The organism is Enterococcus casseliflavus NBRC 100478, from assembly GCF_001544095.1.
In the GTDB taxonomy this organism is placed as follows: Bacteria; Bacillota; Bacilli; order Lactobacillales; family Enterococcaceae; genus Enterococcus_D; species Enterococcus_D casseliflavus.
The window spans coordinates 70,327-96,766 of the sequence record NZ_BCPT01000010.1; the positions used below are offsets into that span (position 1 = coordinate 70,327).

The following is a 26,440-nucleotide window of genomic DNA, read 5'->3' on the forward strand; positions in this document are numbered from 1 at the left end:
ATTGGTGCACTTTGTAACGGTAGTGCGTATCCGTGATTGCCTACTTATCGACAATCAATCCTCCAAGGCCATTTTTCATCGCTTCTGACTTGACTCTTTCCACCAACCAGAGTCTCTCTTTGAAGTATCCGCGGTTACTTTCCTTCTCAACAGATTCATTATTCTTGTTGAAGAGTACTTTACTGGAAAATGAACGCCTTGTCAACAAAAAATCACAATTTTTTCATCTGAGGATTTGCCAAGACTTCCGCAAAGCGTCCTTGCCAGAATGGTTTACGCCTCAATTTTGATAGAGCATGCCTTTTTCTGCTAACTGTTGTTTGGCTTTTTCCAGAGCCGCAGGATCGGTGTAGCGCAACGTATGCAAGTGTACCCCATTGGTTAAATCTGAGAGCAAGCGGGCTGCTGCATGTTTGGTTTTGTTGATGAAATCAGTCACGTCTTGGTCTGTTTGAATCTGCAAATTGCCAGTGATCTCTCCATAGATCTCATGCTCAACGATGACATCGACCACTTCCACACCACAAGCGACAAAGATGCGCAATTCTTCTTCCGTTTGTTCAGGTCGATGCTGCACTGCTAGCTTACTTACATGTCCTGCCTCATCCAACAGCGCTTGCAGACGATAGCCGCGAGCCGTAGCCACAATCGCTTCACCAGCTGCTCGCAATAAGGCAATATCCCCAACGATGATTTGACGGCTGACTCCGAGGGATTCTGCCAGTTTGCTGGCACTGATCGCTTTGTCCGCTTGCTTCAATGCCGCTAAAATGTTTTCTCGACGTGTTCCTCCATCCATACTCATTCCTCCAATTGATTCTCTTGATAGGTTTTTGAGTGGTTCATAATTGATTGAAACATAGCCAAAATCGTTTCTTCATAGGCTTGATTAGAAATCGCCTGCCGAATGTTTTCCAGCACTTTCTCTTCACGATTTTCATCTAATACTGGCAATTGACTGCTTTTCTTCAATTGTACGATTTCGTTGACCGTGCTCATACGTTTTTCCAAAAGATGCGTGAGTTGCCAATCAATGTCATCGATCGCTGCCCGCTGAACAGCCAAGGGATCTTGCTGGTTGTTTTCTTCTTCTAAGTCGATCGTCTTGATGACCCGTGCTGGATTTCCCGCCAGCACGACATTGTCGGGGAATGATTTGGTAACGACACTGCCAGCGCCTACCACGACATTGTTGCCTAAGCGGACCCCTGGCAAAATCGTGGCCGCGCCACCGATCCACGCGTTATCGCCAATCACGATCGGTGCCCCTAATTCTAAGCCGCTATTTCGTTTGACCGGATGTAATGGATGAGTCGCCGTAAACAACCGAACATTGGGTGCCAGCATACAATTGTCGCCAAAGGTAATCGGGCAAACATCTAATAGCACACAGTCGTAGTTAGCATAGAAGTTTTTGCCGACAGAAATATTGTAGCCATAATCAAAGCGGACATTCGGTTCGATATAGATTCGACCAGTCACAGAGCCGAAAGTTTCTTTTAGTAACTGCTCTTTGATTTTTGTATCAGTTTCTTGGTTGATCAGGTTCATTTGTTCACGGGCATATTTTCGATCTGCCACCAATTCTGGATCTGGGGAAAAGTACAATTCGCCAGCAATCATTTTCTCTTTTTCGGTACGTTGTGTCATATCATAAACTCCTTCATTCAATTTTCTGGAAAAACGTTTCGGCTGCTGCGGTCAACATGCCATATTCATTCGGGATCGCCAATGGTTCCTTATTGATGACCAACACCTGCTGGCTGTAATCGACTAACCCTGCAAAAGGATAGACTTGCAGCGAAGTCCCCACGACCACCGTCAGGTTGGCTTGAGCAACGGCTTGAATGGCTCCTTCAATGGTTTCATCAGTAAATCCTTCCCCGTAAAGCACGATCGCTGGCCGAATCTGACCGTCGCACCCTGCATGGTGCCAATCTTGCAAATACGCTTGCCAAGGTACCTGATTGCCGCATTTTCGGCAATAACAGTTGTACAAAGAGCCGTGAAAATCGATTCTTTGGTGACTGCCTGCTTTTTCATGCAAGCCATCGATGTTTTGCGAAACGACCCAGACGGTTTTCTTCGCTTGCAGCTCAGCCATTTTTTGATGAATGATATTAGGCTGTGCTTGAGGATGGTAGAGGTGCTTAACGAACTGATAAAATGTTTCCGGTTCGTTTTCTAAACAGTCATGACTTAACAAATACTCTGGTTGTGCCACTCCTTGATAGACCCCTTTTAAGGAACGGTAATCAGGAATGCCAGATGGGGTCGAAACACCAGCCCCCGTCAAAAAGGTCACGGATGGTGCGGCGGTGACCGCTGCGATTGCTTGCTCAATAGATACCTTCATCGTTCTAACTTCCTTTATGGCTTTTCTCTTATTCTAACCGAAAAAGAACCGTTTTTGCGAAAAATCAGCCATTTTCTTTTTTAAAAGCAACTAATGCTTTTTCGTGCGGAATTGCTTATAATAGATGAAATAAATGCAAGGAGAATGGGAAAACCAAATGAAAATTTTGATTATCGAAGACAACAATGAGATCAGCGAAATGTTGGCTACTATTTTAGCAGCTGACTATACTGTCCAGCAAGCCTATTCAGGCACGGAAGGTCTGCTACTTTTTCAGCAAGATGCTTTCGACTTGATTTTGCTAGATCGAATGCTCCCTGGTAAAGATGGGACACAAGTCTTGCAAGAGATTCGCCAAACCTCCACGGTCCCCGTCATTATCTTGACTGCCTTAGATGAACCAGCCGATGTTTCCACCCTTTTGCTGGCGGGTGCCAATGATTACTTGACCAAACCCTTCAATGTCGAAGAATTAAAAGCCCGTATCATTGTTCAGTTGCGCACAAATAAACAAGCCCCTCCTGTTGCCAGCAGCCTCTCGTATAAAAACATTCAACTGTTGCCTGACTCGTTTCAGCTGCAACGAGGAGAAGCAACGGTTCAGTTGAAGAAAAAGGAGTTTGAGATTTTTTCCCTGCTCTTAGCCAACCCCAAAAAAGTTTATACGAAAGAAATGCTCTATGAAGCTGTTTGGCAAGAACCCTATTACGGTGAAGAAAACACGATCAATGTCCATATCAGCCATTTACGCAGCAAAATCAAAACACTCGATCCAGAGGAAGCGTATATCGATACTGTCTGGGGCATCGGCATCAAGCTAGCTTAAAAAGGAGGAACCCCATGCATATACTTCAGTTTTTCGCTGCCTTGATCGTTGCTTTATTGATCGGTTACTGGCTATTTTTACTGTATGATCTGAAAAAGTACCACCAACAATTAGCAAGAATCAGCGAAATCGAAACAAATCAAGAGATCCATTTGCAGACCCGAGTGCCCGCTTTAAAAGCGATCGCCTTGTTAAACAATCAGATACTTAGAAAAAATAAGCAGCAACACTATCAAATGCTGCAAGAAAACCAGCAATTGGAACAAGCCATTCAAAATATCTCTCACGACTTGCGCACACCTTTAACGGTCGCCAGCGGCTACACACAACTGCTGCAAGCCGATACGACCCTCAACAACCAACAGCTGCAGCTGTTGGAAAAAGTCAGCAGTAACCTAGAAAAAGTCGAAAATCATCTGGAACAGTTATTGACCTATCAGTGCCTCAAAGACAATCAACTGGCTTTGACCTTAGAAGAATTCGATCTTTCTCGTTTGCTGGAGGAGGAACTGCTCCAGCTCTATCCTTCTTTTGAGGAAAACCATTTATCACTGACGGTTGCGATCCAACCCAATATCATGATCATTTCAGATAAAAAAAGTTGGCAGCGTATTTTTCAAAATGTCCTTGGTAATCTGCTGGAACATGGCAATGAAACGGGAACGATCCGCTTGAAACAACAAGGAGATCGCATCGTTTTCCAACAGGAAAATCAGCTGAGGACACCGATCCAGCATCCAGAAAAATTGACTCACCGCTTTTATACGGAAGACCTTTCACGGCACAAACAGCAAGCTGGACTTGGTCTGTATATCATCGCGGCATTGACTCATGCATTAGCTGGCGAGATTCAACTGGATACAACCGAAGAGACGTTTCGTTTGACTTTGTCTTGGCAGCAGTCTGCTAAGTCCCATTAAACACTGGCTACACGGACAAAAACGCCCAACAGTCTGACCTTTTGCGGTCGGTCCTGTTGGACGTTTTTCTTTTCTTTATAATTCTTGTCTCTTAAACACCAGATGTGCAGCCAAAAGACAAAGCAACAAACTAATCAGACTCCCAACAAAAATTGGTTGAACCATTTCCCACGTTTTGAAAGTGGTCATAGTCACCATCTCTAATCCGCCTTGGAAATCCAAGTATTCTAAGAATTTCCAGGTTGGCAAAGAAAAACGTGCAATCGCAAAGCCCATCGGAATAAAGATCGTCGCCAACACGCTGACTGCTGTATTTTTGGTCAAATACAACACCAACAAGGCAAAAGATGAGGTAGCCAGTAAGATCAATACAAAGCCAGCGAAATAATACACTAAGTTTTCTAGCTGAGAGATGTCTTCAAAGCCGGTACCGCCAATGATCGTTCCCGCAACAAAGCTCACTAAGCAAATAGCCAAAATTTGCAAGACAAGTACCAACGCATACACCAAGAATTTTCCAAAGAGATAGGCGGGTTTAGAAACACCGACGGTAATGATATTCTTCATCGTCCCTTTCGTGTACTCACTCCCTAAAACTTGCATCACTAACGGCAGTGAATAATACAATAGCATGGAAGACAGGCTGGTCTGGATCGCAAGAAAGCCCGTCATTTCGGCAAGGCTGCCTGTGGTTTGCGTACTATCTCCCAGGGTGACTCCCACGTCACCATTTGAAACAACCGCTAAAATCACCAACAATAAAATAATTCCTTCTGTGATCCAAAAACTTTTACTTTTAGATAAACGATACAAATCTGCTCGAATAAAATTCAACATCTTAATTTCCCCCTTCACTTGTCACTAACTCTTTGAAATACGACTCTAGGTTTTCCCCTTCAAAAGAAATCTGGTCGATAGCGATCCCTTCATAAACCAATTGACGGATTAGATCACGAATCAATACATTTTCTTGGTAGATGTGGATCTTGTGGTCACTGACAACTTTATATTCAGAAATCAGTTGACTGTCCAGTAAGCGGCTAGCTGTGGCTACATCATCGACTTCTAATTGAATAAACCGTTTCGCCATCAGATCGAATTCGTGTTTGGTCATCTCTTTGATCAGACGCCCCTTACTAATGACCCCAAAGCGTGTAGCCACTAAGTACAGCTCTTCTAAAATATGGCTGGAGATCAAAATCGTCATGCCGCGTTCTTGATTCAATCGTAAAAGCAGCTCTCGAAATTCAACGATCGCGACAGGATCCAAGCCATTGATCGGTTCATCTAAAATTAGAAAATCTGGCTGATTCAATAAAGCAATCGCTAAGCCCAATTTTTGTTTCATCCCTAAAGAAAAATCACGGTATTTCTTGTTGCCGACATTGGTCAAACCAACAAACGCCAGTGCTTTACTAACGGCATCAGGTTCCACCACTCCGCTGATTTTGCAATAATAGTTCAAATTTTGTTCTGCGGTCAATTGGTCGTATGCGACTGGGGTCTCAATCACATTACCGACCCGTTTCAGCATCTGGATGTACGCTTTGCCGCCTTCAACACCAAACAACTGCAGACTGCCACTGGTGGGTTGGATCAACTGCACGATCGCTTTTAGTAAGGTCGTCTTCCCAGCACCATTTCTCCCTACCAATCCATAAATATCTCCTTTGGCGATCGTTAGATCGACATCATGCAGCGCCAGCTGTTTGCCGTAACGCTTGTTTAATCCTTTGATTTTAAGAACATTTTCCATTTCTACTTCCTCCTTGCTTGCTTCTGTGATCATTCTAGCAAGCAGATCTAAATCAGCTATTAACTAATTATTAATTGATTCTTAACTCGTATTCTTTTGCAAAAAACAACTTATTTCTATTATACACAGCTGAAAATGCACCTTTCGAAGAAAATCTCTCTTTGGCAGCAACCCCTCTAGCAATAAATATAGAAGACGATCATTTTGCTGCAGCTTTTGCTCTTTGTTTTTTGCCTCACAAAGAAAGAGATTCCTTCATGACAAGGAACAAAAAACGTGGTAAACTAGTCACGAATCAAAGTGAGGTGAAATACATTGGTAGCAGCTATTATTTATTGGGCAATGATCATTATCAGTTTCGGTTGGTTGGCAGTCAGCTTATATTTCTCTATCTTCTATTTAGCACGTAAAGAAAATGGCAATTTATGGGCATTTGGCTTTTTAAATGTCATCACAGCAATCATTCAAGCCATCGTCCTTGTGGTTTACCGTACCTTAGGACAAGATTGGGGCGTTACACAATACTCAAGCCTCATCTATCTAGCACTTGGCTTATTGCTTGGCTTGACAGTCATCCAAGCTGTTTTAGGCCGTGAACCAAAAGCGAAAGTCGCTTAAGGGTTCCAATAGACACTCGTAAAAACGATCCGCTTTCTCTTTGATAAAAATAGGGAAATGGTCGTTTTTTTGTTAAAAAGAATTGACATTTGGGTGCTTTTCTTCTAAACTCTGAGAAGAATCAAATTAAATACGAGTACCCTTTAACATTTAGGTAGAGGTCGCGAGGTTCATTAATCCTGCTGAGTGAAGCAACACGTTTACAGCAGAGCTAGGGAACATCGCCGAAACAAGATCGGTTTTGCTTGAATCGATTTTGTTGGGCCGCAAATGAACAATTTGCGGACTGTCTTAGCTTGTCTAAGTTGCGCTATGTTTTGTGAAAGGTTTGTCGACGATGACCTGTCAACAGCCGTTTTCCAATCATGGAGTACGGCTGTTTTTTTGCTTTTTCATCCTTACCTGCTTGTCCAACTCGTGAAAGGAAAGAGATAAAATGAAAAAAAATAATTGGATCTGGGCGGTCTTCGCCCTCTGTCTAACCCTCATTCAGCTGCCCCTAACCGTGCAAGCGGATGACCAAACGCCTGCGGAACAATTCCGTGTCGGTATGGAGGCAGGCTATGCCCCCTTCAACTGGACGCAAACGACGGACGCCAATGGTGCCGTGCCGATTTCCGGGGAAGAAGGCTCTGCGTTTGCCGGCGGTTACGATGTCCAGATCGCCAAACGAATCGCTGAAGGTTTAGGCAAGGAATTAGTGATCGTTAAAACCCAATGGGACGGTCTGCCGCCAGCATTACAGGCGGGGACTATCGATGCCGTCATCGCTGGTATGTCACCAACGGCCGAACGCCGCGAGCAAATTGATTTTACCGATCCTTACTATGAATCCGACTTGGTGGTCGTAGTACGTAAAGATGGGGCATTCGCCGATGCCAAAAGCCTCGCCGATCTTTCGGGGGCAAAAATCACTGCTCAGCTGAATACCTTCCATTATACGGTCATTGATCAAATCCCTGAGGTCCAAAAAGAACAAGCCATGCGGGACTTCTCCTCCATGCGCGTTGCTTTAGCTTCGGGCATCATTGACGGTTACGTCAGCGAACGTCCAGAAGGCGTCACTGCCGTCGGGGCAAATCCTGATCTGAAGATGGTCGAGTTCGATGAAGGGGCCGGTTTTGAAACCAATCCAGAAGACGTCCAAGTAGCAGTCGGGATGCGCAAAGGCGATCCCGATGTTGAAAAAGTCAATGAGATCCTTGCAGGAATCTCTGAAGAAGAACGGGTTTCCCTGATGGATCAAGCAGTCTTAGATCAGCCTGCAGATGCCAGCGGAGAAACGGCGGATCAAGGTCTGATCGCTGATTTCAAAAAAATCATTGATGATTACGGCATGCTCTTTTTACGAGGCGCTGGCTTGACCTTATTCATCGCGATCCTTTCAACGATCATCGGATTGATCATCGGTCTTTTAGTCGGTATCTTCCGGACACTGCCGCTTTCAGAAAATCCAGTAGGACGTTTCTTCCAACGAATCGTCAACGGCCTGCTGACCATCTATATCGAAGTTTTCCGCGGTACCCCAATGATGGTTCAGGCAATGGTTATTTTCTACGGAACAGCTCTAGCCTTTGGTGTCTCCATGAATCGCACGCTGGCAGCTGTGCTGATCGTTTCTATCAATACGGGTGCCTACATGTCTGAAATCGTTCGTGGAGGGATTTTTGCTGTAGATGACGGTCAATTTGAAGCAGCTCAAGCCATCGGAATGACCCATTGGCAAACCATGATCAAAGTCGTGTTGCCGCAAGTAATGCGCAATATTTTACCAGCTACCGGAAATGAGATCATTATCAATATCAAAGATACTGCTGTCTTAAGTGTCATCAGTGTTGCGGACCTCTTCTTCCAAGGTACGTCAGCCGCTGGAACGAACTTCCAATACTTCCAAACATTTGCGATCATCGGTGTGATCTACTTAGTCTTGACCATCAGTGCCACCCAGATCTTGCGCTTTGTTGAACGCAAAATGGATGGTCCCAGTGCGTATGTCAAATTAGAAGACATCAACCCGAACGAATAAGGAGGAAGAACATGTCAGCAATCATTGAAATTGACCATTTAAAAAAGAGTTTTGGCGACAACGAAGTCTTAAAAGACATCAGTTTGTCTGTTAATAAAGGAGAAGTTGTCACGATCATCGGTTCTTCTGGTTCAGGAAAATCCACACTTCTTCGCTGCATCAACTTGTTAGAAAAACCAACCAGTGGGCAAATCATCTACTTAGGTGAAAATGTGCTGGAAAAAGGCTATGACTTGCCGAAATACCGTACGCATCTAGGAATGGTTTTCCAATCCTTTAACCTATTCAACAATATGAATGTATTAGAAAACTGCGTGACGGGACAAGTCACTGTTTTGAAACGTGATCGCAAAGAAGCAGAAGCGACTGCCAAAGAAAATCTGGAGCAAGTCGGTATGGCTCAATATGCCAACGCCAAGCCTTCCCAGCTTTCAGGCGGACAAAAACAACGGGTAGCCATTGCCCGTGCCTTATCGATGAATCCAGATGTCATGTTGTTTGATGAGCCGACTTCTGCACTGGATCCAGAAATGGTCGGTGAAGTGTTGAAGACCATGAATACGTTAGCTCATACTGGCTTGACGATGGTGATCGTTACCCACGAAATGGGCTTTGCCAAAGAAGTATCTGATCGGGTCATCTTTATGGATCAAGGTGTCATTGCCGAACAAGGGACACCTGAAGATATCTTTATTCATCCAAAAGAACAGCGCACCAAAGAATTCCTTTCCCGTGTGTTGAATTAATTTTCTGTCTTGAAACACTTAGCGATCTTCTTCCGAGCTTTTTCGTCCTTTTTCAGTACGCTTGGAAGAATTTAATGCTAAGTGTTTTTTTATTCTCTAAACGACAATTGTCAGAATTTATCAAAAAATCACAAAAAACCATTGCTATTTGTTAGAAACTTTGTTATTTTTTTTAAAACTAAGGAATTATAGGAGCTTTCATTTATGGAAAAAAAGTTACAGTTTAAGGATTATATGTATGTTGGATCAATGCTTTTTGGTCTTTTCTTTGGTGCGGGAAATCTGATTTTCCCAGTCCACATGGGACAAGAAGCCGGTGCGAATGTCGGCTTGGCCAATCTTGGCTTTTTAGTAACAGGGATCGGCTTACCGTTTTTAGGGGTGATCGCCATTGGGGTTTCCCAGAGCAGCGGTGTTTTTGAATTAGCTTCTCGAATCAATCGACGCTACGCACTTATTTTTACGATTTTGCTTTATTTAGTGATCGGGCCGTTCTTTGCTTTGCCCCGTTTGGCTACCACTTCTTATGAGATCGGGATCGCTCCCCATGTTTCATCTGACATGCAAACTTGGTTATTGGCGTTGTTTTCTGCCCTCTTCTTTGGCGCTGCCTGGTGGTTTTCTCGTAAACCAAGCAAAATCTTAGATTATGTAGGGAAATTTTTGAATCCATTATTTCTGGTCTTACTAGGCGTTTTGCTGTTTTTTGCTTTTTGGCAACCTCTAGGAACCATCAGCGATGCGCCGATCTATCCTAGCTATCAAAGCGATGCATTCTTTACTGGTTTCACCAACGGTTACAATACCCTTGATGCGCTGGCATCTTTAGCCTTCGGGATCATCATCGTCTCGACGATTCGCAATATGGGGGTTGAAAAACCTACGACGGTCGCAAAAGACACGATCCTTTCTGGTTCTGTCAGCATCGTGTTGATGGGGATCATCTATACCTTACTTTCTTATATGGGAACCAAAAGTCTAGGGCAATTTCCTATCAGCGAAAACGGGGGGATCGCTTTAGCACAAATCGCCAACCATTACCTTGGCACTGTCGGCAGTCTGCTGTTGGCTTTGATCGTTATCTCCGCTTGTTTAAAAACTGCCATTGGTTTGATCACGGCTTTTTCCGAAACCTTTGCTGGATTGTTTCCCAAGCAAAGCTACGGGTTCTTTATCGCTTTGACAAGTATCTTGCCAGCGATCTTCGCCAATGTCGGCTTGACCAATATCATCGAGTTTTCTATTCCAGTCTTGATGTTTATCTATCCACTGGCGATCACGTTGATTTTGTTGGCGATCATCAGTCCCTTGTTTCATCATCGTGCCAGTGTCTACCGAATGACGACATACTTCACATTGATCGCTGCAATCATCGACGGTTTAAATGCAAGTCCTGCACTGATTACCAACAACGCTTTCGTGCAAGGAATCTTGTCTTTTGCATCAGATTATCTGCCCTTCTTCCAAATCGGGATGGGGTGGGTCGTACCGGCTGCGATCGGATTTTTGATCGGTTTGCTATGGTCGTGGTTCAAAAAAGACCCTGTTTCAGCCTAAATTAGTTAAAAAGATGAAAATAACCTACCTTTTTTTAAAGGGTAGGCTATTTTTTTGATTAAAAAGACTGACAGTTTCGTAAAAAAAAGATACAATAGAGCCACAAAGGAGGATACCTATGTTTTATGAAGAACTTATGATGGACCCGCAAACATTAATTAAATTTAAAATATTCCGGCGTATGCTGACTCTGCAAAACCCTAGCCACCCAATCGCACAATTGGCAAAGGAAATGGAGTTAAGCTACCAACAAGCTTTTATAGAGTTGACTGAGATCGACCAAGATCTAACTGAGTTAACTCCGGATCATATGTCGATACTCGGTCGTGGCGGTAAATTACAGCCTCAGAATATCGCGGTAACGATCGATGAATACCGCTTCTATTTATTGAATAAAAGCGTTCCGTTCTTATATGTTCTTTACATGCTGAATGAAGACCATCCTACGATCACGGATTTTTGTGCAAAATACGATGTCAGTCGTTCAACGGTGTCTCGCAAATTTGAACATCTAAAAAAACATTTGAAGCAATTTCAGCTTCGCTTTACGTACACTGAATCAAACTTGGTGGGCGATGAGCGTCTTGTGCGGCTCTCCCTATTCAATATCATTTGGTTAGGTACTCGTGGAATAGAATGGCCATTTGCGATCGCTGAGAGTGAGACAGAAAAAATGGTGGATCGATTCACGGAGTACTTCCCAATGACTCATTCTTATCTTGGCCGATTAGAGTTGAAGTATTTCGCCGCCTTGATTCTTTTACGAATCAAAAAAGGAAATTTTGCCAAATACGACAAGCGGTACAATTTCCTAATGAAAAATAATCCATATTTCGATTTTGAGCGTTTGACACAAGTCGTTGATCCTGAAGTTTCAATGACAGACAAACAATTAAAAGGCGAATCAGGGTTTATTTATTTGATGGCGCAAATCTTCCCATTCTATTTGAGTCCTGAAGAAGAAGCGTTGCAACAAACCTTGCAATTCTTTTCAAGCAAACAAAACCCAGTTTATCCATTAGTCGCAGACTTGTTAGCAGAGATGAAAGCAACCTTCTTTGCTTCACAACCTGGCCTGTTAGATGAGCCATTGGTCGTGGGTAATTTAATCAATGTGACTTTCGGCAACTACGTTTTCCGTCAGCCGTTTCCAAATATCTATCGCTTGCTGACGCCATCGATCAATCGCGGGTCTGCTGAAGAGCAGCTGCAGCAAAAAATCGATGAATTCTTAACGAGTTATCGCGAAGAATCCGCGGTGGACTATATCAACGATGAAAACCAAGAGCAGATGGCAACGATGTATACTCACGCTCTGCTGCCGTTTTATGATCAAATCCGTTATTCGAATCGTTTACGGGTAGGGGTTGCGTTAGAAGACAATTTCTTAGTCGTTCAAGGATTGAATCAATTCTTACATGACTTGACCTTCGTAGCAGCAGAACCTTATGATCTAAACCAGCAAGAAAACTATGATGTCATTGTTAGTTCCAATCAGTTGATGAAAAAACTCAAACCAGAAAAAATGAGTTATATTTGGGATTATGCGGCAGATGATCGGCAATACATTGATTTGTATCGTACCTTGAAAAACCGTTTTGATGAAAAGAACCTTTCTCTGTAATCAAACCGTTACGGTTTCTTAAGAACTTCCGAAAAGATTTGTCACAAAATATTCATATTTATCTCGTATACTCTATGTATACCAACAAACAACCCTAACTAACACTTTTTCATTTTTAACTCCTTCCCGTCGGCCACCCACCGACGGGTCTTTTTTTGCTTCTTTTCGCAGCCAGCAAACTTAAACACTTTCCAATCTTTTCTCCACAAAAAATTCATATTTGGACAGTATAGTATACATAACCCAACAAACAACCCTAACTAACACTTTTCATTTTTACTCCTTGCCTGTCAGCTACCCACTGACAGGCTCCTTTTTTTCTTACGGGGTTTGCCGTATACTAAAGCCAGGAGGTGTCCTATGACAAAAGCCATTACGACAGTTGACCAATACATTGCAACAGCTCCAGCAGAACGACAAGCGATTTTAAGAAAGGTCCGTCAAACCATCAAAGCCGTTTTACCTGAAGCGGTTGAAAAAATCAGTTATCAAATGCCTACCTATCATCAGGGAGAAACTATCGTGCATTTTGCCTGCGCCAAACAGCATCTTGGCTTTTATCCCACGCCTTCTGCGATCACGGCCTTCCAAGAAGACCTACAACCCTACAAAACCAGTAAAGGGGCGGTTCAGTTTCCTTTTGCACAGCCGATCCCTTACGAACTGATCGCTGTGATGACCGCTTGGCGACTCGCAGAAGTCAAAAACAAGCACGCTTAACCAGCAATAAAAAAACCGCTGTGTCTAATGACGCAGCGGTTTTTTTTTGCTATGCACAGGCTTGTCTACAAGCCAGGTTTTGTATTCAAGGTGCTAACTTTCAGCACATGATGCAGGGGAATAATCCGCAGCTGCTGACGGTCGCTTTGTAATTTCAAGACAACTTGTTCTTTTGCTACCGTTTTGCCGACGATCCAGCCGGTAACGGTTTCAAAACCACCCAATTTCTCTGTTTTTACTTGCAGCACGACCAGGTGCTTGGCAGCGGCTGCCTCTTGCAGCGTTCGCTGGATTTCTTTGACTTTTTCAGACTGATTCTTCTTGTCAGCATCATCACTGAAAAAGGTATCCAGCAACGTTGTGGATGTCATCACAATGAGTTTGCCCAATTGTTTGATGGGCGATGGTTTCTTTTCCATTGGACATTCCTTTCTGCGCGTTGCAGCAGTTTATAAAAACCACACATACGTTCGCATTTCAATGGTTCTATTTTAGCAAATTTTTGGTAAAATACAAGCGAACACGCCTTATTTTTCAGAAGAAATAACCTCTAGCCAAAAAGGAATTCCTTCTTGCAGCAGTTGATAGGTCTCTTCGAAATCTCCTGTATAATAAGGATCTGGTACTTCCGCGTTTTCTTTACCAGGAACAACACTCAAATACGAACGAATCTTTGCGTTGGTATCGGCAGGTGCCAGCGCTTGAAGTGTTTCAACATTGCTTTGATCCATGCCGATGATCCAGTCAAATTTGGCAAAGTCTGCTTCTGTGATCTGCCGTGAAATGAGTCCCTCGCTGGATAAGCCTGCTTGACGCAATCTTTTTTTGGTTCCGGGATGAGCAGAATGTCCGACTTCCCATGAGCTGGTCGCTGCCGAATCGATCTGCCAATCCAATTTGCGTTTTGCTATTTCTGCTTTATAAATAGCTTCTGCCATGGGGGAACGGCAAATATTACCTAAACAAACAAATAAAACTTTCGTCATCGCTCACTGCTCCTCTTTTTCATAGATTTGGTGGCCAAAAAATTCCACATCCTTCGCCAAACGAAACAATTGCGTTGCAATCTCTAAAGGGGTCTCTGGAAAGTCGTTGTGAATCCAATTTTCCAAAATGCCTCCGCAGCCGTAGGAAAAGAACCGGCTATAAAATAGAATGTCTTGTTTCGTCAATTGCTGCTCTTGATCGACCTCCAAGAACAAGCGCTGAAAAAGCGGTTCTGTGATCTGTAGAAATCCGTTCATTAAGATTTCGCGGTCATAAGCCAGTGATTTGCGGTAAAAGGCCGGCGCTTGTTTCATTGCTTTCAGCATGCGCAAGGCGGCTTCTTCCCAGTTATCAAGGGAGACATCTTCTGTCGTCAAAAAAATCAGGGCATCTTGCCGATAGATCCATTGGATCAAAGCTTTTTTATCAGGAAAATGGTAGTAAAACGTCTGCCGATTGACTTGCGCCTTTTCGGCGATCTCCTGTACGCTGATTTTATTCACTTCTTTGGTCTCACAAAGGGTGATCAATGTCTGGCCAATCACAGCCTTCGTTTGTTTCCCATCCATCATAGGGCACCTCTTTTTCTTCTCTTTCTATCATACCAAATTTTCCTGCAAAAAAAAATCCTATCAAATGGTCCTTTTTCACAGACCTTCCCCGAAACCTTCATCAGAGCAATAGATTCCTGGGCGCTTTTTAAATAGGACAGGTTTCTACAAAAAACGCCTGCCTCCATTTGAGGCAGACGTTGCTTTCGATAGTTAAACGGCGGGTTGCTCATTGTGCCAGTTTGGTTTGAAACTGTTCTCTTCGAATCACACTGACTTTTTCAGTGAAATTGGCCCAGTCGATGGGTCTAGGTGGTGCCAGCCATAAGATATGGTCGATCCCCAATGCACCATAAAAGGGTAAGTTTGAAAGAATCAGATGCGTATGATCATCTGGGTAACTTTGGAATTGGACATTTAAATCGAGGATTTTTTCGATATTCTTTTGGATCATCTGATTGTAGGAATCGCCAAATGAAAAGTCCACGCAGACATACAAGGGAACCAAAATCTCTTTTAGCGGAATCGTGGAAATCAACAGAATCAGGTACCTGAAAAACAAAAACTCTTTATTGTTCCATAAGATCGGCCGGTTGCGGCTTTCTTCCAGATAGTTACGGCAAAAGGCAGCATATTCTGGATAGGTTTCAAGAAAATACGTCACATCCATATATTGGTATTCATAGCGAGAACTAAAGGAAAACGACAAGAGCTGATAATGGATCGTTGTCGTTTCAGCATGAAGAAGTGCCAACGTATCTGCGGTTAAGGAAAACTGCTGTTGGACGGCTTGAATAAAATGCTCGTTTAATTGTTGGATATAGGTTTGTTCTTGATCGATGTAGCTATTGTTGTCGATCAGCCAGCCCTCAACGATCAAAAAGCGCAAAATATCTCGAGCTTCACGCTCTAGCACTTCTTGATCGGTGATCGTCAAAATCTCCTGCAGCCAGCGTTTCAATTCCTCAATGATCACGAGATGTTTGGGCAAGACTAAATCATTTTCCACGCTGTTTTGCAGGTAATGACCATTCGTCATCCGTGCCAAAACGATTCCTAGATAATGTTTCTTGCGAATCCGCATGCGAGCAGACTGTTCTGGTTTAAGCCAGGTGCTTTCATTAAAACGATCAAAGGTCTTTTCTTTTTCTAGGATTTCTTTTGGAAAAGGCGAATGATTCAGATAGTATTCCTTCATAAAAAAGAGAAAAATAAATTCCCTGATCTCACTTTCCTCCCCAACCAGCTGAAATTCTTTCGTCACTTCAATATCATATTCTTTCAAGATCAGTTTGAACTGTTTAAATTCTTTATAGACGGGATTATGGCTTAAATAGTGATTGGTGGCAAATTCGTATAAAGAAGACAATTGCTCAAAAAAACATTCTTTCAACATGGAAAATTTCAACGCTTGATCCAAATAATAGGTCAGCAGTGTATCGGAAGTTGCCAGCCCCGAGGCATTCAGTTTAATGACCGTCCCATCGGTCACGATCTCAAATTCCTCATTCAATCCGAGTTCATAAAAATCAAGATTCAATTCTTGAACGGTTTTGTTGATCAAAAATTCTGACATGGTCAATTGATCCATCAATGTTTCCTTCGTTTCCGAAAGAGCGACTGCGTTTTCCAAATATTGCAGCATCACCAATTTTCGTTTGTCCGCCTTATTCAAAAATGTCACAAACATGCGTTTTCAAGCCTCCATTGTTTTTTTGGCCATAAAGGACGTTTCCTGAAAATAAGTAGCACAAGCTGGCAAGATAAGAAGGCTTATCATCGCCATCACCATCTGTATTATTTCCTGGCAGTGCTAGATCGACGTTCAAACGATCCGGCGCAAAGACATCCTCCAGCATGACTCGTTGGGCAAAATGTTTTTGCTTTTCCAAAAAACTGCTTTCTGACAGTGAGGATCGCTCCGGCTCTTTTTTCGGAACGGTTTCTGGTTCAGGCGCGGGTTGTTCTTTGGATTCTTCCATTTCAGTTGGCGGTTCCTCCACTTTTTCTGGTATTTCTTCTGGTGGGTCCGTCGGGACGATTTCTTCTGAGGGGTCCAGCGGATTATAAATGGTCGCAAAAACGACTTGTTCTGTAACAAGATCGATCATTCCGATAATCATGCACGCACCAATGACAAAGCCAAATCTGCGTTTCATTTTATTCACCCTCCTTATCATCAGCGCATCTTCTGATGATGTTTCTACGACGCTGAACGGTCCAACAACTTATGGGCGCCCAGCAGACATCCACTAATTATAAATAAAATAACAAATAAAAGAAACCAATTTTTCATTGATTGTTGTTTCCATACCGTTTCTTGTTTTTCAACCATCACTTTTGCTGCTTTCGGCGTGCTGATTGTCGCCGCTGGTTTTTGTGGGTGATCGGCAGTTGCCTGCTCAGCAGGAATTGCTGTCAGCACGTACCGTTCTTCTGTTCGAGTAGGCGTAGGACAAGTGATCAAGGTCAATTTTGGTGTCTGTTCTTCCTCTAGCACCGACAAGTCCGACTCGTCTACGATTTTTTTATCCGTGATGATATACTGTTGACTCTCCTCGAGATAGGTCACTGATACTTCCATCCCCACCTGTGCTTCTAGCAATTGACCAAATAACAAACTTTGTCTCCCAAGATGATGCCCTAAAACGACAAAATTGCTATTTTTCAACGAACGTTCGGGAAACATCACGACGCCGCCTCTCAGCAGCTGTTGATTCGTTAGTCCCACCAACAGCGGCTGCTGGAAATCGATCGCCTCGATTGCGACAAAGCCGTACCCAGTGATCGTTGTCGGCTGAGGCGCCAATACATCTGACAGAGCTGGCATTTGGATCGTTTCTTCTTCTGGGATCGTTGCCGGCAGCTGCGTGGCTATCGTCAATTGCGTGGTGCGTAATTGCCAACTGACGATGCTTTCTTTTAGAAAAGGCAGTGCCAGCAAAAGAATACCTACGATGATCAACCCATCGATCAAGCATTTCTCAAAGTGCTCACGCTTCATCCGTTTCATTTTTTTTCTTTCGTCGGTACCATAAAAGCAGCAGCAAGGCGAGTAGTAGCAACAGTCCGCCGATCAAGAAATAAAGCCATGTGTAATCTGTTTCGATCGTCACATCCTTCTTATTAAGATCACGTGCGACCTCTCCAGTCACTGTAAATTCTTTTTCGAAGGTCCATTTATAGAGATAGCTTTCTTCTTCGCCTTCTTCATTTTCAATTTTGTATTGCCCTTCATCGCTTTTTCCACCATAAGCAACGGAAGTCAACACGTAGGTCCCTGCTTCTAAACGTTGTCCTTCTAAAGAGATTGGGTACGAGAAGTTGGAATTAGGTGCCATTTGCATTCGTGAGGTATCCGAAGAATACATGACGTCGCTATCACCTTTTTTCTTCACTTCATTGATCAGGCGTAATGAATTCAAGTAAGCTGCTTCAGGATTTTGAAGAGTGACATTGATAGTACTTCGGGCGTTGACTTGACCTGGTCCAACATCCAGCAGTTTTAGATCCGGTGAAACTTCTGTTGTGTTTTGTCGCAGTAAAATCGCAACGACATAGGCATACTCATTCTTGATAGCTAACCCTTGCTCTTCTTCACTGTCAGCAGTATCGGCTTCCTCTGTCGTCTCTTTTAAGGTCAATCCGCCTGCGATGACCCCTTCAAAGGATTCTGAAGGCATGGTGATCTTTAAGGGCAAGGTGATTTGGGATTGTTTGGGGATCGTGATCTCTTCATCCACTTCAATCAAATCAGCCATATCATAAGGCAAGGTTTCGTCCGCTTCGATGTCATTTTCGCCATATTCCACGACTCCGTTTAAGTTTGTGGTAGCTGAAGCGATCACTGGCGCGATGACGACCTCTTGATCGGTGTCATTACGCAATTGAACTTCAACGGTTTGTACCGCACCCGGCGCCATTTTCAAGTCAAAATAAGTTTTTTCTTTATCGATTTGATTTTCTGGAATTACGGGATTGACGGCAAAGTTAAATTCAGAAGCGGTTCCTATCGTTGGTACAAAAAAGAAAATACTTGCGAATAGGAGCGCCAAAAGCTGGTTGATTTTTTTCATGATGGATGTCCCTTCTTTCTATGTATTCTCCTTAAACCACGAAAGGGTTCAAGGAGAAAGCTGGTACTTATGGGTTTGTTGGTGTGTCTGTCAGTAACCAAGTAAACGTAGTGTTGTATTGGCTGGCATATTTTGTCGTTGAGCCTGGAACTTCCAACTCAATGCTATCCATAGCTGCAGCTAAACTATCGCCCCAGCTCATTAGATAGGTCCCTGCCCCTTCGCCATCTTGGGCACTCATCACTAAGGATTGGGCACCATTTGGATTCAATGTGATCGTTGAACTCACATTTGATGGTTTTGGTGACAAGGAAGGTGTTACTACAGTTCCCTTCGTCAAGCGAATTTGCGCGGCGGTCAATTCTTGATCTTCTGCTGTTTTGAACTGACCATTTTGGCGAACATTCAATGTCCAACCGCTCTCTGTTCCCCGATTGTCTGTCACTTGGACAAAATTTGGTCCTTCTTGATTCACATTTGCTGAATCTACGTATTTTTGGGTTTCCGCATGGTAGATCTCTGTTTTTGAGGTGATTTTTTGCGTACCAAAGTAAAGGCTTGAAGCAAAATCAATCGATAACGGTCCGTTGGTTCCTGGATTTGGTCCATCTGGGTCCGTTGGGTCAACTGGTTTGATCGGATTTTCTGGATCTGGGTCTGTTGGACTGATTGGATTGGTTGGGTCTGTATTTGGTTCAAAAGTGATCTGTCCGTTTGAATTGTATTCTGCGCTGTCCGCTGCTTGTGCCAGCACAGGAGCAGCGAAGCTTAGCCCTAATACTGAGAGAAATGCTAGTGTTTTTTTCATGTCTATACTCCTTATCCTTCCGTTCCTGGTGTATCTGATAATACCCAAGTTAGTGTAGTCGTGTAGCTAACGGCATCTTTTGGTGTGCTGCCGGGTACAGAAAGTGCGACTGCTTTGGTAACATCTGCTTGTACTTCTTGGCCATCCTTATCTATTTCAGTGACCGTCTCAACGCTTCCCCAAGCGTTGACCCATGTTCCAGCACCCGTTTGATTTGCTGCGGTCATCACCACTGATTCAGCACCTGCTGCATCCAATGTGATCGTCGCTTCTGCCACTGGAGCAGTAACGCCGATCGCATTTGATTTAACGGCAGGACTTGTTAGGGTAATGACAGAACCAGTCAATTCTTGATTCAACGTCGATTCGTTTTTGAATTGACCATTTTGCTTCACAGACAACCGCCAACCAGCATTACTACCGCGATTATCCGTTACTTGAACATAATTGGCAGTTTTTAATGTAGAAACTGTGTCATCGTCATTCAAATACCCTTGTGCTCGTGCATAATAGACTTCGTTTTTATTGGAGATTTTATTGACACCAAAATCTAAGCTAGAGGCATAATCGATCGATAATGGTCCATTCGTTCCAGGGTTTGGTCCATCTGGATCGGTTGGATCCACAGGATTGACTGGGTTTTCTGGATCTGGATTTTCTGGATTGACTGGGTTCGTCGGATCGGTATTTGGAATAAAATCAACCGCCCCATTTGAGGTGTAAGAAGCCGCTTCAGCTGCTGAAACCTCAGTTGCTGCACTCGCTGCTGCCAATACGGCAAGACTTAAAAAGACCCATGCTGTTTTTTTCATTTCTATTTGACACTCCTTTATCTGTTTTACTGAAAATCAGTGATTTTAATTGCTTTCAGGGACATTCTTTAAATTCCAAGTCAATGTCGTCCGATACTCTTTCGCTAATTTTACGGAACTGCCTGGTACATTTAATTTTACTGCCGTTGACCCTTCCGTTGCATCGTTCCCAAACTTGTAGATCCAAGTGCCCATTCCTTTTCCGACAGGTGCGTTGACCAATGTGATTTCACTATCGGGTACAAAGGTATGACTTGCCGTAACCGTTGGTGCATACTGCATATCGGTGACCGAAGTTGCTGCACCTGAGGCGATCGATAATGAAGCCCCGACTAGTTCTTCGTCATCAGCCGTTTTGAATTGTCCGTTTTGCACAACGCTCAATGACCAGCCTTCTTGCGTTCCTCGTTTATCTGTTACTTGCACATAGTTTGGTCCAGCAGCGCCAGCTGTGAACTCTTGCAGCTGTGCGTAATAATCTTTTGTTTCGGAAGTGATCAATTGGTTGCCAAATTGAAAGCTTGAAGCAAAATCGATCGATAATGGTCCAGCTGTTCCAGGGTTTGGTCCATCTGGATCGGTTGGATCGACGGGATCCACCGGTTTTTCTGGATCGGTCGGATCAACTGGATTGGTTGGATTCGGGTCCGCTTCAAAAGTGATTGCTCCATTTGAGGTGTATTCAGCGGCATTAACGGTTGTTGGTAACAGAGCAGTGCTCATCAATAGAATGCCTGCCGTCAAGAAAAGTTTTTTCATTTTTTGTTCTCCTTTTGATTAAAATGATTCCTGCTGCCAACAAAACGACAAGACCACTGCTTTGATAGCTATTAAAGTGATCCGACCCTGTTGCCGGCAGAATGTTGTTGCCTTTTTGATTTACTTGTTTATTCCCTGGATGTTCTTTTACGGGCTCTTCTGGCTCCTCAACTGGTTCTTCATAGACACCGAAAAAGGAAGTAATGCCATTGCTGTCATAGGCACCTGCTTCGGCTGCTGAAACGAGCTGAGGAAACATTAATAGACAGCCAGCAATAATACCGATCATGATTTTTTTCATTTATTTTCCTGCCTTTATGGGTTGCCAGGTGCCGAAACTAGCTGCCAGCTCAAGGTTCCTTGATAGTCCCCGACTTTTTGCTGTTCGACTGGAACGGTAAGCTTGATTCCTTCATTCTGACTTTCGCCCCAGTGCTGATTCACGACGTATGTGCCATTTTCTGTCAATTCCGTTTCCTCGATGATCATTTCCCCACTGGTTATCATCTGTTCTTGACCGTTTGTCACAAAGCGGAAGACATCGGTTAATTGATCTGTCCCATCCGTTAATGGCTGTTGCTCTTTGACCGTCAAGCGCCATGGACTCCGTTCGGACCCTCTCGTATCTTTCACTGCTAGCTCGCCTGTGATCGTTGGCCAATAATCTTGTGTTTCTGTGGCAACTTTCTGCTGCCCAAAATCAAAGTCTGTTGGCACACTGCTTAAAATAAGCTCGCCGGCAACTGCGACATTGACGACTTTTTCTGCCCGTTGACTGCCTGCTTCATAATGGTAAGCCGTTGACACATTTTTCAACAGCTCAGCTTCCGTTGCTTGCTGGATCGCGGCAAAAGCTTGCGGATCGACAGTCGGTGGTACATTTGCCCGATTATCTGCAAAAATCGTGGTTGCTTGGGTATAGTCTGCCAAAGCGGCTTCATCTGTCAGTGCCGTTGCTTCCGGTAAGGTCAAACGGACATCTTTTGCATAGATGGCAAATTGTCGGTCGTCAGAAATGACACTTTCATTTTTGACCACCACCAGATTCACGGTAGTTTCTGCCTGATTCTGATCGTTTTCCCCTACGGAAAAAGTGATCGCTTGTTTGCGATAGACCGCTGTTTCTAACGGTTCTTGAATCGCAGCTAAGACCTCATCTGTCAGCGTATCCTTAAAGAAAGGACGCCCACTAGCTTCGAGATAAGTCACAGCTTGTTCTTTGGTCAGCGATTGTGCCTCTTGTTCTGTAAGGATCACATTGCGGGCTTGGACTTCCGCCTTATTTGAGTAGCGGACACTGATATCGTAACTATACTCCCCATCAGGACTCGTCCAATCAACTGGCTCTGAATCTGGTTGTTCCGTCAACTGCTGATCCGTGCTATCCAGCTTGCTGGATTTGATTTGACCCCCATAGACCCATGAACCGGACGTTTGGGTTTCTGGTGTGAACGTCAATGTTGGCAATTCCGCTACCGTGTAGGGAATCAATAAACGCCCTTTTTGCACCTGTGTCCCCGCCTGCTCAGTTCCCCATGCTTGCAAAGTCAACGGCGTATTGTTCTCTTTGACTGCCGTTACATTGTGACTAATGGCACCGATCCCATTCGCGACTCCGGGTGTTTCGACTTCGTAGTTAATGATCGAACCTGGTATTGCAATACCGTACCCGTTGGCTGCATTGGTCACATCGTTGTCCCCGATGAAGGTTTTCCCAGTCGCTTTTTCGATCCCGCTGAAATTGATTGGCGTGATTGCTGCAGCATTAGCAGCAGTTGGATTTATGGTCAGTACTTGATAGGCACTAACCGCACCAAACCACGTTCCTTGACTGTTGACTCGAGAACCTGCATCATTGGTCGTCGTTTTCAGCCACGTTAAGTGATCTTTGTCCGTATCTGGTGTAGCGAAATCTGAAAGATTGATTCGCCCCGTTCCCGGCGGCGACTCGATCGTCCCTTTGTCTTCTACCGTTAACTTCGCTCCTGAAATCAAATTCATTGCGGAAGAAATCCCGATACCAGTATCTTTGGAAAGATGGATGTCACCGAACTGATGATAGGTCGTTGCGTGATTGGCAGCAGTCGCTGAACGGCCATTTTTGATGTCTCCCCCATTGGCCATCAGCTTGATGCCGTTTGTCACATTCAATTCGGTAAAGTTGACGATCCCCAGACCTGTCACAGCGATCGGGTCGGTTTGATAAGAAGCTGTCCCATCGACATTTTCACCAAAGTTCATCTTCACTTGATTACTGCTGTTGGCTACGATCGTGTTCGTAAAGTTATCTGACGCGTTTCCGCCTGAGATCCCATTGATACTTTTGGCTCCTTGAAGTCGCATCTCGACATCTCTTAAAATTTGATTGGAAGAAATATTGGAATAATACGTGGTGTATAAATTCCCGATACTTGATCCTTCCGCCTGGATATTCATATAAATTTTGCCGCTTCTCGTATTGCTAGCAGTCCGTCCGCCATCACCATAGATCGTTGCCCCATTCAGCGCATCTGACCCCGGCTTTGTGTAAATGTTCAATGTAATCGTATTGGAGCTGTCGGTCCCAACGATATTTGTACTGTTAAACGGATTACCGCCTGAGATGTTCGTTCCAGAAGGAAGCTTGAATTCTCCATCATAGTTTCTTAAATCGATTGTTAATTGTGCATCCCCTATCAGCGATCCTGCATTCGTGATTCCCCCGGAAAAAGCACTTGGACCTGTCCGAGGTGTTCCAGAAAAATCTCCGCCGTAAATTCGATTATCAGAATTACCATTGATCGTGTGTCCTGAAAAATACCCATACGAGGCACCCATTGAGGCATTGATGATACCATCATGAACAGTGACTGAAACGTCCCCTGTAATTTTGGCATCACCCCAACCACCACCACTGAGAAACCAGTCAACTTGACCGTAATTTACTTCAGCATGTGAATCACCGAATACACGTTTCCCGGTATATCCTGCACCTTCTAACGTATCAACGATCCCACCATTCAAGATGTTTGACGTGTTTCCTTCGATGATCCCTGAAAAGCCACCGCCATAGGTCCAACGAGCAACTACATTGTTTAAGACTGTTTTTGTATCCCCATAAATATAAAGATTGGTTGCTTGTACACCATTGGTACCGCCTCCGCCTACGATATCAAACGTTCCGACACCATTCGCACGTGAATTCAAGCTGTTTGAATAGGCCACACCATTTTTATAGGACCGTCCTCCATAACTATAGACAAATCCAGGACCACCAACCGTTCGGGAATCATTTAATACCCCTACTTCAACAGTTGTGTTGCCATCAATAAAACCGCCGTACCCAGCTGCCCGCGTATAGGATAAGTTGTCTCCCCCATAACTGACACAGCCTTCTAGGATTTTCGTCGTAATATCTCCGTATACCTTAAAGCGAGCTGTGGTTTCAGCGTAAGCCCGACGATCATCAGGTGTCATCGCGTCATACACACTATCGGATCCAGTTTGTAGACTGGTAACACTCACGTCCATTCCTGCTCCACCATCGACACGATTGAAAGACCCTTGATTGTAGTCTCCTGCTTTAATCGTATTTTTAATACTCCCAGTAATCGTTCCATTGGTTCGATTGGCGCCAATAAAATAGGCCGCTCCTGTAGAATAGGCGCTAGTGTCTACTTGGTTCGTAATGGCCGGTTGCTCTCGTGTCAGTCCAATATTTCCTTCTCTGGAACCACCATAATAATTCAATCCTGTGCCGGTCCAACCACCCACTCCTGTGAGAGTATTGTTGACTGTTCCACCAATGTTGCCGTATTGAACACCGCCATAGTAGGTTCCTAAACGGAAATTGGTGTTCGTTGTTTGAAAGACTGTTGCGACATTACCAGTAACATTGGCTGTATTTGAAGTAGTGGTTCCGACACCGCCCCCATAATAATTACTTAAGGTCCCATTCAAACGATTGATCGTGACACTGGTATTCCCATCAATCGTACCGATATTGGCACCTCCAGCGATCGTACTGATATTACCTACTGTATTATTTACGACAATCGCTGTATTCCCGGTCAATGTACCACCGTTTTGATTCCCTCCATAAATATTCCAAGTTCCTGAACCTGTCGCATTCAATGTGATCGTTGGGTTTCCCGAAAGGTCGCCATTGTTGCTTCCCCCATAAATCGCAAGACCATTCCCGGTGGACCCACCGTTCAATGAAAGGCTATACCCATTCATGTACATCCTCGTACCACTATAGTTGAGGTTTCGAATCACTACATCAGAACCGAAGTAAATGTCCGCGCCAAGTGCAACCGTGCGACTCCCAGTGGTCAACGTTGTTGCATCTGTGATGGGATCATCACTATGCCCTGTGATGATCAAGCGGCTGACTTTTCCTTGTAGCGCATAAAAAGTCATGTTCGTATTATCGACTGTGGCTGGAATCGTCTTTGAAGTCAGATTCGTTGGCAGTGATAGCGATCCACCCGAGCCAACATACAAAGCAAATTCTTGGCCATTGCCGTTTTGATACATATCAAACAACGCTTGACGAATGCCTTCAGCACTATTGGTGTATTCCGCATATGCTGATCCATCTCCAGCTGGGCTTGGTACAGCGATCACTTTCGTTTTATCGGCTTCTGCAATGATCTCTTTGATCGATTGCTCTGCCAACGAGATGTCCGCCGCTCTTGCCTTAACCGTCGGTTTAAAAACAGCAGTCAAGGTTTGGTTCTCCGTGAGAATCAATTCGGTCAACGCTTGACTTGTATAGACCGTGCCATCTAACGACCAGCCTTCAAAAGCAGTATCATCTTCAAAAACTGGCAACTCACTTTCTTTTAGTGCTTCCCCTTTGTTTTTGCTGATCTTAGTGCGGGTTTCCCCGGTAGCAAATAGATGCTCCGTGTCTGTCAGAAAGGTCACCTGTACTTCTTCTGCAGCTTCCGATGAAGCTTCTGTTTTAGATGAAGCTGTGTCAGTGGCTCCTGTAGACGAATCTGTCGAAGCAGGTTCACTAGATGCTTGCACTTCAGTTTCGTTCGTCTCTTCCAGACTGTCGATCGATGAAACGACAGGGTCAGAAGAAGACATACTTTGTTCTTCACTTGTTTTTGTAACACTTTCGGCTTGTGCCACTACCATTGCATATGAAAAACACGGACCTGATGTTAGTAGAAAAACAAGTAAAGTTGTTAAAAACCGTTTCACTTTATCCCTCCTATCTTAAAAAAATAAACGTATCGCGCAGTGCACGCCCTGTGTTACAACTCTTAGTTTAGCGAGTTGGCGAAAGAGAATTATAATTCTTTT

General features: G+C 44.0%; 25 protein-coding genes, 1 riboswitch and 1 other annotated feature (1 of these 27 cut by a window edge). Of the genes, 8 read left to right on the forward strand and 17 right to left on the reverse strand.

Features of this window, described 5'->3' with window-relative positions; translation table 11 throughout:
- Window positions 1-159 (reverse strand) — a binding site (T-box leader) (it extends 80 nt beyond the left edge of the window).
- Between the two features lie 121 nt (window positions 160-280).
- The 3 genes from ECA1_RS10030 to ECA1_RS10040 are packed head-to-tail and all read right to left on the reverse strand — an operon-like array spanning window position 281 to window position 2,356.
- Window positions 281-805 carry a transcription repressor NadR gene (locus ECA1_RS10030; protein ID WP_060792391.1) on the reverse strand — a complete coding sequence of 175 codons (525 nt, stop codon included), beginning with the start codon at window positions 803-805 and terminating at the stop codon, window positions 281-283.
- Entirely contained in the window at window positions 802-1,650 is an 849-nt protein-coding gene (locus ECA1_RS10035) for a chorismate mutase (RefSeq protein WP_005227205.1), read from the reverse strand. Before ECA1_RS10035 ends, ECA1_RS10030 begins: the two co-directional genes overlap by 4 nt.
- A gap of 13 nt (window positions 1,651-1,663) precedes the next feature.
- A complete protein-coding gene (locus tag ECA1_RS10040) occupies window positions 1,664-2,356 on the reverse strand; it encodes an NAD-dependent protein deacylase (RefSeq protein ID WP_060792392.1) in 693 nt (230 codons plus the stop codon).
- A 157-nt stretch (window positions 2,357-2,513) separates the two neighbouring features.
- Between ECA1_RS10040 and ECA1_RS10045 the strand changes: the two genes are divergently transcribed.
- Together ECA1_RS10045 and ECA1_RS10050 are read left to right on the forward strand one after the other, a co-directional pair.
- Window positions 2,514-3,182, forward strand: a complete 669-nt coding sequence (locus ECA1_RS10045) for a response regulator transcription factor (protein WP_015508850.1) — start codon at window positions 2,514-2,516, stop codon at window positions 3,180-3,182.
- 14 nt (window positions 3,183-3,196) lie between these two features.
- Window positions 3,197-4,102 (forward strand): sensor histidine kinase, encoded by a 906-nt coding sequence (locus ECA1_RS10050; RefSeq protein WP_060792393.1) that lies wholly within the window; start codon window positions 3,197-3,199, stop codon window positions 4,100-4,102.
- 75 nt (window positions 4,103-4,177) lie between these two features.
- Here ECA1_RS10050 and ECA1_RS10055 read toward each other — a convergent pair whose 3' ends face one another.
- Together ECA1_RS10055 and ECA1_RS10060 are read right to left on the reverse strand one after the other, a co-directional pair.
- Window positions 4,178-4,939 (reverse strand): DUF2705 family protein, encoded by a 762-nt coding sequence (locus tag ECA1_RS10055; RefSeq protein ID WP_010748673.1) that lies wholly within the window; start codon window positions 4,937-4,939, stop codon window positions 4,178-4,180.
- Between the two features lies 1 nt (window position 4,940).
- Window positions 4,941-5,858, reverse strand: a complete 918-nt coding sequence (locus ECA1_RS10060) for an ABC transporter ATP-binding protein (RefSeq protein ID WP_060792394.1) — start codon at window positions 5,856-5,858, stop codon at window positions 4,941-4,943.
- 315 nt (window positions 5,859-6,173) lie between these two features.
- Here ECA1_RS10060 and ECA1_RS10065 point away from each other — a divergent pair, with 315 nt between their 5' ends.
- From ECA1_RS10065 to ECA1_RS10090, 6 genes are all read left to right on the forward strand, one after another.
- Window positions 6,174-6,476 carry a hypothetical protein gene (locus ECA1_RS10065; RefSeq protein ID WP_005227198.1) on the forward strand — a complete coding sequence of 101 codons (303 nt, stop codon included), beginning with the start codon at window positions 6,174-6,176 and terminating at the stop codon, window positions 6,474-6,476.
- 147 nt (window positions 6,477-6,623) lie between these two features.
- A riboswitch (Lysine riboswitch) is annotated at window positions 6,624-6,797 on the forward strand.
- A gap of 115 nt (window positions 6,798-6,912) precedes the next feature.
- The gene (locus tag ECA1_RS10070; RefSeq protein ID WP_016609561.1) at window positions 6,913-8,502 is read left to right on the forward strand and encodes an ABC transporter permease subunit; all 1,590 of its coding nucleotides are present in this window, start codon (window positions 6,913-6,915) and stop codon (window positions 8,500-8,502) included.
- Window positions 8,503-8,513: 11 nt separating this feature from the next.
- Window positions 8,514-9,248, forward strand: a complete 735-nt coding sequence (locus ECA1_RS10075) for an amino acid ABC transporter ATP-binding protein (protein ID WP_005227196.1) — start codon at window positions 8,514-8,516, stop codon at window positions 9,246-9,248.
- A gap of 204 nt (window positions 9,249-9,452) precedes the next feature.
- A complete protein-coding gene (gene brnQ, locus ECA1_RS10080) occupies window positions 9,453-10,805 on the forward strand; it encodes a branched-chain amino acid transport system II carrier protein (RefSeq protein WP_010748670.1) in 1,353 nt (450 codons plus the stop codon).
- Between the two features lie 118 nt (window positions 10,806-10,923).
- Window positions 10,924-12,429, forward strand: a complete 1,506-nt coding sequence (locus tag ECA1_RS10085) for a helix-turn-helix domain-containing protein (RefSeq protein WP_005227194.1) — start codon at window positions 10,924-10,926, stop codon at window positions 12,427-12,429.
- Window positions 12,430-12,789: 360 nt separating this feature from the next.
- The gene (locus ECA1_RS10090; RefSeq protein WP_034868967.1) at window positions 12,790-13,149 is read left to right on the forward strand and encodes an iron chaperone; all 360 of its coding nucleotides are present in this window, start codon (window positions 12,790-12,792) and stop codon (window positions 13,147-13,149) included.
- Between the two features lie 65 nt (window positions 13,150-13,214).
- On the opposite strand, the gene ECA1_RS10095 is transcribed toward ECA1_RS10090, so the two are convergent.
- From ECA1_RS10095 to ECA1_RS10155, 12 genes are all read right to left on the reverse strand, one after another.
- Window positions 13,215-13,568: a hypothetical protein gene (locus tag ECA1_RS10095; RefSeq protein ID WP_005227192.1), complete on the reverse strand. Its 354-nt coding sequence runs from the start codon at window positions 13,566-13,568 to the stop codon at window positions 13,215-13,217.
- A gap of 108 nt (window positions 13,569-13,676) precedes the next feature.
- Complete coding sequence (locus ECA1_RS10100; protein WP_060792395.1) at window positions 13,677-14,135, reverse strand: low molecular weight protein-tyrosine-phosphatase; 459 nt, start codon at window positions 14,133-14,135, stop codon at window positions 13,677-13,679.
- A 3-nt stretch (window positions 14,136-14,138) separates the two neighbouring features.
- On the reverse strand, window positions 14,139-14,708 hold the full coding sequence (locus ECA1_RS10105) for a TetR/AcrR family transcriptional regulator (RefSeq protein WP_005227190.1): 570 nt from the start codon (window positions 14,706-14,708) through the stop codon (window positions 14,139-14,141).
- A gap of 208 nt (window positions 14,709-14,916) precedes the next feature.
- Window positions 14,917-16,377: a helix-turn-helix domain-containing protein gene (locus tag ECA1_RS10115; RefSeq protein WP_060792396.1), complete on the reverse strand. Its 1,461-nt coding sequence runs from the start codon at window positions 16,375-16,377 to the stop codon at window positions 14,917-14,919.
- Window positions 16,355-16,846: a hypothetical protein gene (locus ECA1_RS10120; protein ID WP_015508844.1), complete on the reverse strand. Its 492-nt coding sequence runs from the start codon at window positions 16,844-16,846 to the stop codon at window positions 16,355-16,357. Before ECA1_RS10120 ends, ECA1_RS10115 begins: the two co-directional genes overlap by 23 nt.
- A gap of 44 nt (window positions 16,847-16,890) precedes the next feature.
- A complete protein-coding gene (locus ECA1_RS10125) occupies window positions 16,891-17,691 on the reverse strand; it encodes a class A sortase (RefSeq protein WP_060792420.1) in 801 nt (266 codons plus the stop codon).
- On the reverse strand, window positions 17,681-18,763 hold the full coding sequence (locus ECA1_RS10130) for a WxLIP family cell surface protein (RefSeq protein WP_060792397.1): 1,083 nt from the start codon (window positions 18,761-18,763) through the stop codon (window positions 17,681-17,683). Before ECA1_RS10130 ends, ECA1_RS10125 begins: the two co-directional genes overlap by 11 nt.
- Before the next feature lie 67 nt (window positions 18,764-18,830).
- The gene (locus ECA1_RS10135) at window positions 18,831-19,571 is read right to left on the reverse strand and encodes a WxL domain-containing protein (protein WP_060792398.1); all 741 of its coding nucleotides are present in this window, start codon (window positions 19,569-19,571) and stop codon (window positions 18,831-18,833) included.
- Between the two features lie 11 nt (window positions 19,572-19,582).
- Window positions 19,583-20,383 (reverse strand): WxL domain-containing protein, encoded by an 801-nt coding sequence (locus ECA1_RS10140; protein WP_016609550.1) that lies wholly within the window; start codon window positions 20,381-20,383, stop codon window positions 19,583-19,585.
- Window positions 20,384-20,428: 45 nt separating this feature from the next.
- Entirely contained in the window at window positions 20,429-21,142 is a 714-nt protein-coding gene (locus ECA1_RS10145) for a WxL domain-containing protein (protein ID WP_016609549.1), read from the reverse strand.
- On the reverse strand, window positions 21,075-21,443 hold the full coding sequence (locus tag ECA1_RS10150; protein ID WP_060792399.1) for an LPXTG cell wall anchor domain-containing protein: 369 nt from the start codon (window positions 21,441-21,443) through the stop codon (window positions 21,075-21,077). Before ECA1_RS10150 ends, ECA1_RS10145 begins: the two co-directional genes overlap by 68 nt.
- A gap of 14 nt (window positions 21,444-21,457) precedes the next feature.
- Window positions 21,458-26,338, reverse strand: coding sequence for a hypothetical protein (locus tag ECA1_RS10155; protein WP_236596100.1), 4,881 nt, complete (start codon window positions 26,336-26,338; stop codon window positions 21,458-21,460).
- Between the last annotated feature and the right edge of the window lie 102 nt (window positions 26,339-26,440).